This window comes from Flavobacterium terrigena, from assembly GCF_900108955.1.
Lineage (GTDB): Bacteria > Bacteroidota > Bacteroidia > Flavobacteriales > Flavobacteriaceae > Flavobacterium > Flavobacterium terrigena.
On the sequence record NZ_FNYA01000006.1, the window covers coordinates 45,290 to 57,067 of the forward strand.

The following is an 11,778-nucleotide window of genomic DNA, read 5'->3' on the forward strand; positions in this document are numbered from 1 at the left end:
TTGAAAGATTAAGCTGGCTGAACATATTCCAAATCGTCTAAATTCGCTTTCGACATGAAAATTCCATAGTTGACAGAAACTTTGTTTTTCTCAATTTTTTCTATAGTTCCAATGGCTTTTCCGTCTTTCATGCGAACTCTGTCACCTACTTTTAAAACTACAAAAGGTTTTTCAGGAACTAATTTGGCTTTAATTTTCTTTTCTTTTTTCTCGATACGAATTTCTTCAACCTTAACTTTGATTTCTTCAATCACTTGTTTTTCAACAACTTCTTTGATTTTTTTTTCTTTAGCAGATATTTTTTTACGTTTCGAATTTTCAATTTCAACGACTTTCAAAAATTCACCAATTAAGGTCTTTTTGTCTTTGTTGTTGAAGTATTTCTCAGCAATATCATCAATTTTTTGACCCATGTAAATCAAACGCTGATTCGCATCATACAATTCTTGATAACGTTCTAATTTATCTTGAATTTTACTATTGATAGATTCCATTTTCTTGCTTTCTTCACGCGCTTTGGTTTCTTCTTCTTTCAAGGAAACAGAAGTTTTTTCCATTTTCGAACGCTCTTTTTGTAAAGTCGCAATGGTTTTATCAAATCTGACTTTCGTACCTTCAATTTTCTTTTTCGCACGATTAATTAATCCGTACGGAATGCCGTTTTTCTGCGCCACTTCAAACGTAAATGAACTCCCTGGCTGACCTAAATGTAATTTATACATCGGTTCCAGTGATTTTTCATCGAATAACATGTTGGCATTGCTGGCAAAAGGCAATTCGTTCGCTAATATTTTTAAATTGGTGTAATGCGTTGTAATAATTCCGTACGCTTCACGATCATAAAACTCTTCTAAGAAAATTTCAGCTAAAGCACCACCTAATTCTGGATCAGAACCCGTACCAAATTCGTCAATTAAAAACAAGGTTTTATCGTTACATTTCTTCAAGAAATAATTCATGTTCTTTAAACGATAACTGTACGTGCTCAAATGATTTTCAATAGATTGATTGTCACCAATATCTGTTAGAATTCTATCAAATAGAAACGTTTCGCTTCGTTCATGAACTGGAATTAGCATTCCACATTGCAACATCAATTGCAGTAAACCTATGGTTTTTAAGGAAATAGTTTTTCCACCAGCATTCGGACCAGAAATTACAATAATTCGGTTATTGCTTTCTAATTCAATAGTTTGCGGATACGTTGGTTTTTTTTCTGCTTTGTTATTTAAAAGCAAAATAGGATGGAAGGCTTCTCTAAAAAACAAACGTTTTTCGTTATTAATTTTTGGAAGAATTCCACCAATTGTATTCGCATATTTGGCTTTTGCCGCAATCACATCAATATCGGAAAGGAAATCTTGATATTGAGAAATTAAGTTCGCATATGGTCTAATTGTAGCCGAAAGTACGCGTAAAATCCGCATAATTTCTTCTCGCTCTTCAAACTCTAAATTGTTTAATTCTCGAGAATATTTTAAGGTTGTTTCTGGTTCAATATAGGCAATACTTCCAGTTTTAGAATTTCCTAAAATTGAACCTTTGACTTTCTTTCGATACATCGCTTGAACCGCTAAAACTCTACGATTATCAACAACAGTTTCCTTAATATCGTCTAAATATCCTAAAGAATTGTAGTGCGATAATGCCATTCCAAAACTTTGGTTGATTTTACCACGAACTACATTAATACTTCTTCGGATATTGACTAAATCTGGTGAAGCGTCATCTTTAATTTCACCATATTTATTAACAATTTCTTCAATAGATTTCGATACGAAAAGTGTAAATTCAATTTCAGCTGATTTCTGGAATAATTCGGGATAATAGTCTTTAAATTTCTTTAAAAACTTCAAGTATTCATTGGTAGATTTGGTTAAATCTAATATTTTTTTAATCGCAGCTAATTCTAAAAAACTATCTTCAATGGCTAATAATTTCAAGTCGTTGCTTACCGTTTCAAAACCATGATTTGGTAAGGCATTATTATTCGTAAAAGAAGAAACATATTCATTCGTGTACGCCAATTCTGAAAACAATATTTCTTTGTTTTTAAATGGCTGAATTTGAAGTGCTTTTTCCATTCCAATTTCTGTATTACATCGGTCAGAAATGGTTTGTAAAATGGTATGAAATTCTAAATCTTTTAGTGTTTTTTCTGTAATTGAAATCATTCTGTAATTCTAGTATATTCGCAAAGTTACAAAAGATAAAGTTTTTATATTTGTAAAAACTATAAATATGCTTTATAAAAATATTGATTTTTCTTGGAAACCTTTTTTTGATGCAGAAACTCAGAAAGAATATTTTGTAAAATTAATGCAAGATGTTGAAAATGAATACGCTAATTCAGTTTGTTTTCCTCCAAAGGAATTAATATTTCATGCTTTTGAGAAATGTAAATTAGAAGATTTAAAAGTGGTTATTATCGGTCAAGATCCATATCATGGTGATGGTGAAGCAAATGGCTTGTGTTTCTCTGTCAATGATGGTGTGAAAATTCCACCTTCTTTAAAAAACATTTTTGCTGAAATTAATTCCGATTTTGATTCAATATTTTTGCCAACAAACGGAAATTTAGATCGTTGGGCAGAACAAGGAATTTTGCTTTTAAATGCAGGTTTATCGGTAAGAAAAGACGAAGCCAATAGTCATAAACACTTGAAATGGAACGTCTTTACAGATAATTTAATCAATTTTATTTCAGAAAATTGTGAGAATGTTGTTTTTATGCTTTGGGGAAGTTTCGCACAGAAAAAAGGATTGAAAATCAATCGTGAAAAGCATTTGGTTTTAGAGAGTGGTCACCCATCGCCATTGAGCGCTAATAGAGGTTTTTGGTTTGGAAACAAGCATTTTAGTCAAGCTAATGACTATCTAAAAATTATTGGAAAAACCCAGATTGATTGGTAAGTTCTTGTTCTTGTAAATCTAAAATACTTAACACTTCTTCCCCTAAAAATGGTCCGCCTGGATAACGTGCGGTGTAATCTAAATTCAGCCAAATTTTTCCTTTATCATCTCTATGAAAATAGATGGTTTTACCTTTAGATTCTTTTACAAAGAGTTCTTTACTGATTAAATACGTTGCGATTTCTAAATCTTTTTCGGTTCCAATTAATAATTCAGGATACATATGTCTTCCCGTATGAATTAATCGCATACTTCCGCCAATTGATTCTATTGCAGAGCACATTAAAATCGCATGATCGTCGCAATCGCCAGAAAAATAAAGTAAACTTTCACTTCCTTTGGCAAAATATTCTTGACCTTTTGGATCGTTAACATAATTCCAACGTCTGTTAATTTCTTTAAAGACAGCAAAATATTGAATTAATTTTCTGTTTGCAACATAGTTTGGAGTTTTTGTAAAGTACTTATTTACTGCAAATAAGGCAAAATTTCTGACTTTCGGATTCAAATAATCCACACTTTCAAAAACTCTATTTTTATTAGGAAATGGTTTTAATGTTTTTTGTTCTACAATTTTTTCTTCTTGTTGCATTTGATCGCTGTAGAAGATAATTTTATAGGCATTTATAACTTGAAAAAGTGTGTAATTCCCTTTAATAGAAGATATTGCAAATACCAAAAGATAAACAGATATGGAATAAGCTATCTTCTTTCTGAATTGCTTTAAGATGAAAACAAATAGAGATAACAAGGCTAAAAAAATTAAAATCTTGTCAATTGGTATTTTCGCATCAAAATAATAGATATTACTTCTAAAAAATATAAAGATGGGAATACTAATTAAAAAGGCTAAAGTTATAATACTGACATTTTCTCTGAGCTTATTATTTATAAGCCAAACGGAAATTTTATCGAATAAAGATTTCAGAGAAAATGTCATTTTTTTATAACGAGAATTCGAATTTTTTATTGAATTCAAAAGTAGTTAAAATTGTAGCAAGAACTTAATTTGATTGCATTTTTATGTTTTTTTTACAATTTGGTTAAAATCGGCTTTTTTAGTAATAATATTTAGTTCTGAAAGTTTATTTTGAACTTTATCGAATGTTTTTTCATCCAAATTTTTCTGACTCCATTGCGTTTGTGTCAACCATTGCTGAATATCCTCTAATTTTTGATGATATCTTGTAGCTAAAGTTCTATCGATACTTGGAATCTGTTTGAATTCTTCAGTTGTGGCGTTAATGATATCTAAAATCAATCGAACAACAGATTTGTTTTCATTTAAAAATTCATTTCTAACCGCAATTACGAAACAAGGCCAAGGAGTAGGGCATTCTCCAACACGTTTGAAAGTCCCGTTATCTACCAAAGGTTTTGTGGTATATTTTTCCCACATGAAATAATCTGATTTTCCTTCGGAAAGACTAGCAATGGCACCATCTAAGTTGTTGACGATTTCAAATTGAATGTCGTTTGTTTCCCAATCATTTTTTTGTGCATTAACAATGCTCATCAAATGTGAACCAGAACCTAATCGACTAATAGCAGAAACGGTGTTTTCCAAATCGGAAATAGTATTATAATTAGCTTTTCCATCTACGTGAATTCCCCAAATTAAAGGTGATTTTACGAAAATTTGCACAATAGAGCTGTGTGGATTTTCTGTTAAATCCTTAATGATTCCTTCCGTTAAAATAATGGCAATATCCGTTTCGTTATCACGAAGCATTTGACACATTTTTCCCGTTCCTTCTGGAACATCTGTCCATTGTAAATCGATCCCCGCTTCATTGAATTCGCCGTTTTCAATACACATATGCCATGGCAAATTGAAATGTTCTGGTACTCCTGCAATTTTTACTTGTTTCATTTTGTTTTGTTTTGCCATCTCGTTCCAAAAGACGAGACTAAGTCACTAAATTATTTTTATATTCTAATTACTTTTTACTAATTTCTATAAAAAAGGATTTTCCATTTGCCACCAGTTCCATTTTACGCCATCTTTATCAAGATAATCTTCAATAAATTGCATACCATGTTTTTCTAAAATATGATTGGAAGCACCATTTTCAGCATGAACATATGCATTCATTTTTTCAATTTTCATTACATTGAATCCATAATCTAACCAGGCTTTTGTTGCTTCTGAAGCATAACCTTTGTTCCAGAATTTTTCATTTAAACGATATCCATAATCGTAAAAATTAATATTTCCGTTTTCGGGTTCTTCAGTCACAAATTTGATTCCTGTCCAACCAATAAATTCACCTGTTTCTTTTAAAATTGTTGCAAAACGACCGATGTTGTTATCGATATATTGTTTTTGAATATATTCAATATTTTTTATTGATTCGTCAATTGATTGGTATGGTTTTTTCCATAAATAGATGTGTACGTTTGGATTTTTATCCATTGCAAACATGTCTTCAGCATCAGATAATTCTAATGGTCGAAGTAAAAGGCGTTCTGTTTCTATAGTAGTTGTAATCATATTATTTTTCAATTTTATACCAGCTATGAAGTAAATTATTTACGTAATACTGATTGGTCATTTTAAAGCATAATTTTTTTAGAAGATTATTTGAAGCTACATTTTCACTTACAGCGGAAGCGTAAATTTCGGACAAATTCTTTTCATTAAATCCGTAATTTAACCAAAATAAAGCAGCTTCAGTGGCATAACCTTTGTTCCAATGTTCTTCCGAAAATCGATAACCTAAATCATAAAAGTTGATGTGATTGTTTTCTTCTTGACTTCTATATTTTAATCCAGAAAAGCCGATTAATTTGTTATTTTCTCTAAGAAATACAGCAAATCTACTAATTCCGTTTTTGTTATATTCATCAATAATTTTTTGAATATAATTTCCTGCTTCAATTTTAGTTGTAACGGGGTTTCGTAAAAACTTATTGACATTAGGATTGTCATTCATTTCAAAAAAAGCATCAACATCAGATAATTCTAATGGACGAAATAAAAGACGCTCTGTTTCAAAAATTGGATTCATTATTTTACTTTTAAATTTGATATGATAATTCGATATCCATCTGGATCTAAAACCATTTTTCCGTTTTGATTCCAATATGGATTTTTTGATGTTGTAAAATTTATTCTGTTTTTATTGATGTTTTCAATTAATGAATCATATTCAACTAAAGTTTCAGGATAAAACACTAAAATATCATCTTCATTAAAGTTAAATTCAACTATTTCATCAGATTGAGTGAATTCTAAATACCAATTCAAGTTTTGTTTTCCAAGAAAAACACCATCATAAGTAGCATGGTTTTCAAAACTTCCAAGAACTTCTAAACCCAAAACAGTTGTATAAAATGATTTAAGTTTTTCTAAATTATTGGTATGTCTGGCAAATCGAAATTTCATGTTATTTAATTTATTGCACGATGATAAAACGAATTCTCTAAAGTGAAATGCTGATTTTACGGATTTTCAAAATCTGTTTTTTTATCTGCGCTTTACGAAGTAAATCTGTGAAATCTGCGTACCAATATTATCCAATTAATTTATCCAAAGTATAAGCAATAAGCTCATTGACTGTATTTTCTGGGTTGGAACTAAATTCACCAACCGCTCTGTTAGCGATTATAGCGTTTAGCGACAAACAATTATGACCTAATAATTTCCCTAAACCATAAATTGCAGATGTTTCCATTTCTAAATTCGTCATACGCGTTCCTTTATAGTTGAAAGCATCCATTTTGCTGTTTAATTCCGGATCTTGTATGTTTAAACGAACAACACGACCTTGTGGTCCATAAAATCCACCCGCAGTTCCTGTGAAACCTTTGTGGAATTTATCTGAAAAGATTTTATTTTCTAGAGCTTCAGCACAAGGCACAACCGTTGGACGACCTTTGCGTAAATCCCAATTTGTTTGTGCAATGAAAGCATCTTCTAATTCTGCAACCGAATGTTCATCAATTAAATAGGAGCGAAGCATGTTATCTAAACCAATCGCATATTTACTCATAACCCAACTATCAACTGGAATATCTGCTTGTAAAGAACCTGAAGTTCCAATTCGAACAATGTTCAAAGCTGTATGATTTGGTTTGATTTCTCGTGTCTTTAAATCGACGTTTACTAACGCATCTAATTCATTGAAAACGATGTCAATATTATCTGGACCAATTCCTGTAGATTGAACTGTTAAACGTTTTCCTTTGTACATTCCTGTTTCGGTTTTGAATTCTCTTTTTTGTGTCGAAAATTCAATACTATCGAAATGTTGTGTGATTTTTGAAACACGTTCCTGATCGCCAACAAAGATGATATCATGAGCGATATTTTCTGGACGAAGATTTAAGTGATATACACTTCCATCTGGGTTTAGTATTAATTCTGATGATTTTATCATATTATTTTTGTTTAAAGTTTCAGGTTTAGAAGTTTCAGGTTTTTTAATATTGAACTTGAAACATTAAACTTGAAACAAATTTATCCTCCAACACGTTTGGTTTTGAAACCTTTGTCTTGAAGCATTTTCATTATTTTATCTCTATAATCTCCTTGAAGAATAATAGCTCCGTCTTTAAAACTACCACCAACACTCAATTTTGTTTTGATTTCTTTGGCAAGAATTTTAAAATCTTCGTCGGTTCCTTCATAACCTTCAATGATTGTAGTCGCTTTTCCTTTTCGTTTTTCATATTTGCAAATCATAGGTTCTTTTTGAACGTATAATTCATGAGCAACTTCTTCCGTTTCTTCTGGTTCATTAGAAGGAACGTGGTCTGGGAAAAGGTTTTTTAATTGGTCTTGTAAATCCATATTTTTGCACGCAGATTAAGCGGATTCGCCTTAGCGAAACGCGGATTAAAACTGATTTTTTCTATTTTTTCTTTTGTTTTCGTAAATTTTTCTTCTGAATTCAGGTTTTTTACCAAAATTCAATAAAAGTCCTATTTCACAATCTGTACCTTTTAAATAATTAAGTAATTGGTTTTCGAATTGATCAATTATATATTCAGCAGCTTTTAATTCTAGTATAACTGTATCATTTACAATTAAATCGGCATAATAATCTCCTACATTTTCTCCTTTATAGTAAACTTTTATTTTTCTATTAGAGTCAACGTCTAAACCTTTATTTTTTAATTCAATAAGTAAAGCATTTTGATAAACTTTTTCGAGAAAACCGAATCCTAACTCATTGTATACTTCATAATAAGTTTTTAGAATTAAAGAAGTTAATTCGTTATGTAATAAGTGCATATATAAAAATTTTATGGTGAATAATCTGTTTTAATCTGCGTTTTACGAAGTAAATTCGTTTCATCTGCGTGCTAATATGGCGTATAATTTTAAAATTTTTAAACAAAAAACCAAACCCCAATTTTACTTGGAATTTGGAATTTTATTTTGGAATTTTATAAAATGTTATTTCTTTATCAATCCTAAATCAACTAATCTTTCATGTAAAAACTCACCAGCGGTAATGTCTTCAAAAGATTTTGGATTATTTTCATCAATACATTCTGGTAAGCAATCTAATTTCATATCACTTACAGGATGCATAAAAAACGGAATTGAAAAACGTGAAGTTCCCCATAATTCTCTTGGTGGATTTACCACTTGATGTATTGTTGATTTTAATTTATTATTGGTATGACGTGCAAGCATATCTCCAACATTGATTACCATTTCGTCTGGTTCAGCAATGGCGTCAATCCATTCTCCGTCGTGGTTTTGAACTTGTAAACCTTTACCTTGTGCACCCATTAATAAAGTAATCAAGTTGATATCACCATGTGCAGCGGCACGAACGGCACCATCTTTAGGTTCATCTGTAATTGGAGGGTAATGAATTGGTCTTAAAATACTATTTCCGTCAGTAATGTATTTGTCAAAATAAAATTCATCTAAACCAAGGTGAAGTGCTAAAGCTCTTAACACATAAACACCCGTTTTTTCAATCATTTTGTAAGCTTCTTTCCCAGTACTATTGAAGTTAGGTAATTCAGAAACCGTTACATTATCTGGGTATTCTCCTGCGTATTTTGAACCTTCTGAAACGTATTGTCCAAAATGCCAAAACTCTTTTAAATCACCAGCTGAACGTCCTTTAGCATGTTCTTTACCAAAAGAAACATAACCTCTTTGACCTCCAATTCCTGGAATTTCATATTTTTCTTTAGTTTCAACTGGCAAACTGAAGAAATTTCGCACTTCAGCATATAAGTTTTCAACTAATTTGTCATCTAAAAAATGACCTTTTAATGCTACGAAACCTATGTCTTCGTATGCTTTTCCGATTTCATTTACAAATTTTTGTTTACGTGCCGGATCATCCGACAGGAAATCACGTAAGTCTACACTTGGAATTTTTTGCATTGTAAAAAATTATTTGTTTTCCAACTCAGATATTGAGTTGAATTCTTACTTATACAAATATAAAAAATTATTTATTTTTAATGTAGAATTGTTGAAAAGAAAATTACTTGGAAATGCAATTAGTTTGAAAACACATAATTCAGAATATTGGCGCCCATTTTTAAGGCTTTTTCTCTGACATTCAACGGATCATTGTGTACTTCTTGACTTTCCCAGCCATCACCTAAATCACATTCGTAAGTGTATAAAAGGGCTAATCGATTTTCAATGAAAATTCCGAAAGCTTGTGGTTGTTTATTGTCGTGTTCGTGGATTTTTGGTAATCCATTTGGAAAAGAATAAGGAGCTTGAAAGATTTGATGTGTTTTTGGAATTTCGATTAAAGCGTTATCTGGATACAATTTTTTGATTTCTTTTCTGATATATTCATCCATTCCGTAATTGTCATCAATATGTAGAAAACCACCAGCATTTAAGTAATTTCTAAGGTTTTGAACGTCGTTATTACTGAAAACTACATTTCCGTGTCCAGTCATGTGAACGAAAGGATACAAGAATAACTCGGCGCTACCAACATCTACAGAATTTACTTTTGGATTTAATTTTGTATTAATATTTTGATTGCAAAACTTAACTAAATTGGGTAGTGAAGTAGGATTCGCATACCAATCGCCACCACCAGAATATTTCAATACAGCAATATCTTGGGAAAATCCCAAATTCCAGACTAATAAAATTCCAAAAGCGATAAGTTTATTCATTTTTTAGTACAATTGTGTGGCAAGCTACTAAAGCAGCGGTTTCTGTTCTTAATCGAGTATTTCCCAAAGTTACAGGAATAAAATTATTTTCTAGTGCTAATTTAATTTCTTTTGATGAAAAATCGCCTTCCGGACCAATTAATATCGTTACGGGTTGGTTTTTTTCGATTTCTTTGGTGAATGATTTCTTATCCGTTTCTTCACAATGTGCAATAAATTTTTGTCCATCATGATTTTTTTTGATGAATTCTGATAAGGTTATCGCTTCATTTATTTTCGGTAAATAATATTGATTTGATTGTTTTGTTGCCGATTGAATAATTTTTTCAGCTCTATCAATTTTGAAAATTTTTCTTTCCGAATGTTCGCAAATAATTGGCGTAATTTCGTGAATTCCGATTTCAGTTGCTTTCTCTAAAAACCATTCCATTCTGTCGTGCATTTTGGTTGGAGCAACCGCAATATGTGTGTAAAATGTTGAAGGTTTAAAAAACTGTTCATCAGTGATTTTTACTTCACATTTTTTTTCTAATCCTAAAATTATTTCAGAAATAAATAAATAACCTAATCCATTAGTAATATGAATTTTATGACCTTCTTGTTTGCGTAATACTTTAATAATATGTTTACTTTCTTCTTTGTCAAAAGTAAACGTTTTATCACCAGGTTTTATTTCGGAATTATAGAATAATTGCATAGTTTTTTAAAATTCAATTCTTGCTTTAGAAACGACATCAGATGTACTGAAATTCTCTTCTAAAAAGTTATAATAACCTACAATTCCAATCATTGCAGCGTTGTCTGTTGTGTATTCAAATTTCGGAATATAAGTCTTCCATCCGTATTTTGTTTCGGCTTCTTTTAGTGTATTTCTAATTCCTGAATTGGCTGAAACTCCACCGCCAATAGTAATTTGTGTAATGCCTGTTTCGGCTACAGCTAGTTTCAATTTATCCATTAAAATTTGGATAATCGTATATTGAATTGAAGCACAAATATCGTTTAGGTTTTCAACAATAAAATTCTCATTTTCCGCTACTTTTTTCTGTACGAAATATAAAATTTGCGTTTTCAATCCGCTAAAACTAAAATTCAAACCATCTACTTTTGGTTTCGTGAATGGAAAAGCTTTCGGATTACCTAACTGCGCATATTTATCAATCAAAGGTCCGCCAGGATAGGGAAGTCCTAATATTTTTGCACTTTTGTCAAAAGCTTCACCAACTGCATCATCCGTCGTTTCTCCAATAATTTCCATATCGAAAAAACTAGAAACTTTTACAATTTGCGTATGACCACCAGAAATTGTTAAGGCTATAAAAGGAAAAGTAGGTTTATCATATCCGTCTTCATCAATAAAATGTGCCAAAATATGTGCTTTCATGTGATTGATAGCAATAAGAGGAATATTTAACCCTAAACTTAACGATTTTGCAAAACTTCCACCAACTAAAAGTGAACCCATTAGACCCGGACCTTGAGTAAAAGCAATACAATTTAAATTCTCTTTTGAGATTCCGGCTTTTTTGATGGCCATTTCCACTACGGGAACTATATTTTGCTGGTGTGCACGCGAAGCTAATTCGGGTACAACACCACCATATTCTTCATGAACTTTTTGTCCAGCAACAATATTTGACAACACTTTATCATTGCATAAAACAGCTGCAGATGTATCATCGCACGAACTTTCTATGGCTAAAGTGTAAATATTTTCAGAATTTGTAATACTAGGCATGAAATTTG

The 11,778-nt window shown here is 31.1% G+C and carries 14 protein-coding genes; 1 reads left to right on the top strand and 13 read right to left on the bottom strand.

The features are described 5' to 3' along the window. Positions 1 to 8 precede the first annotated feature (8 nt). Positions 9 to 2,174, bottom strand: a complete 2,166-nt coding sequence (locus tag BMX42_RS10495) for an endonuclease MutS2 (RefSeq protein ID WP_091313548.1) — start codon at positions 2,172 to 2,174, stop codon at positions 9 to 11. A 67-nt stretch (positions 2,175 to 2,241) separates the two neighbouring features. On the opposite strand from BMX42_RS10495, the gene ung reads away from it, so the two are divergent. Then, positions 2,242 to 2,913, top strand: a complete 672-nt coding sequence (gene ung, locus BMX42_RS10500; protein WP_091313551.1) for a uracil-DNA glycosylase — start codon at positions 2,242 to 2,244, stop codon at positions 2,911 to 2,913. Here the strand turns inward: ung and BMX42_RS10505 are convergent. From BMX42_RS10505 to tsaD, 12 genes are all read right to left on the bottom strand, one after another. Continuing rightward, positions 2,885 to 3,505 (bottom strand): hypothetical protein, encoded by a 621-nt coding sequence (locus tag BMX42_RS10505; RefSeq protein ID WP_143055640.1) that lies wholly within the window; start codon positions 3,503 to 3,505, stop codon positions 2,885 to 2,887. The genes ung and BMX42_RS10505 overlap by 29 nt on opposite strands. A 429-nt stretch (positions 3,506 to 3,934) precedes the next feature. Then, a complete protein-coding gene (locus BMX42_RS10510) occupies positions 3,935 to 4,786 on the bottom strand; it encodes a substrate-binding domain-containing protein (RefSeq protein WP_091314096.1) in 852 nt (283 codons plus the stop codon). 84 nt (positions 4,787 to 4,870) lie between these two features. After that, entirely contained in the window at positions 4,871 to 5,407 is a 537-nt protein-coding gene (locus tag BMX42_RS10515; RefSeq protein ID WP_091314100.1) for a GNAT family N-acetyltransferase, read from the bottom strand. A 1-nt stretch (position 5,408) separates the two neighbouring features. After that, positions 5,409 to 5,924, bottom strand: a complete 516-nt coding sequence (locus tag BMX42_RS10520; RefSeq protein WP_091313558.1) for a GNAT family N-acetyltransferase — start codon at positions 5,922 to 5,924, stop codon at positions 5,409 to 5,411. Then, a complete protein-coding gene (locus BMX42_RS10525) occupies positions 5,924 to 6,301 on the bottom strand; it encodes a VOC family protein (RefSeq protein WP_091313562.1) in 378 nt (125 codons plus the stop codon). Before BMX42_RS10525 ends, BMX42_RS10520 begins: the two co-directional genes overlap by 1 nt. Positions 6,302 to 6,428: 127 nt before the next feature. Next, the gene (locus BMX42_RS10530) at positions 6,429 to 7,295 is read right to left on the bottom strand and encodes a nucleoside phosphorylase (protein ID WP_091313566.1); all 867 of its coding nucleotides are present in this window, start codon (positions 7,293 to 7,295) and stop codon (positions 6,429 to 6,431) included. Positions 7,296 to 7,375: 80 nt separating this feature from the next. Beyond that, complete coding sequence (locus BMX42_RS10535) at positions 7,376 to 7,708, bottom strand: translation initiation factor (protein WP_091313569.1); 333 nt, start codon at positions 7,706 to 7,708, stop codon at positions 7,376 to 7,378. Positions 7,709 to 7,753: 45 nt separating this feature from the next. Further along, complete coding sequence (locus tag BMX42_RS10540) at positions 7,754 to 8,152, bottom strand: GxxExxY protein (RefSeq protein WP_091313573.1); 399 nt, start codon at positions 8,150 to 8,152, stop codon at positions 7,754 to 7,756. Positions 8,153 to 8,317: 165 nt separating this feature from the next. Continuing rightward, positions 8,318 to 9,271: an isopenicillin N synthase family dioxygenase gene (locus tag BMX42_RS10545; RefSeq protein WP_091313577.1), complete on the bottom strand. Its 954-nt coding sequence runs from the start codon at positions 9,269 to 9,271 to the stop codon at positions 8,318 to 8,320. Between the two features lie 119 nt (positions 9,272 to 9,390). Then, positions 9,391 to 10,032: a DUF4159 domain-containing protein gene (locus BMX42_RS10550; RefSeq protein ID WP_091313580.1), complete on the bottom strand. Its 642-nt coding sequence runs from the start codon at positions 10,030 to 10,032 to the stop codon at positions 9,391 to 9,393. Then, positions 10,025 to 10,729, bottom strand: coding sequence for a 16S rRNA (uracil(1498)-N(3))-methyltransferase (locus tag BMX42_RS10555; protein WP_091313582.1), 705 nt, complete (start codon positions 10,727 to 10,729; stop codon positions 10,025 to 10,027). The genes BMX42_RS10550 and BMX42_RS10555 overlap by 8 nt, the downstream gene beginning before the upstream one ends. Before the next feature lie 6 nt (positions 10,730 to 10,735). After that, a complete protein-coding gene (gene tsaD, locus BMX42_RS10560) occupies positions 10,736 to 11,770 on the bottom strand; it encodes a tRNA (adenosine(37)-N6)-threonylcarbamoyltransferase complex transferase subunit TsaD (RefSeq protein WP_091313586.1) in 1,035 nt (344 codons plus the stop codon). Positions 11,771 to 11,778 lie beyond the last annotated feature (8 nt).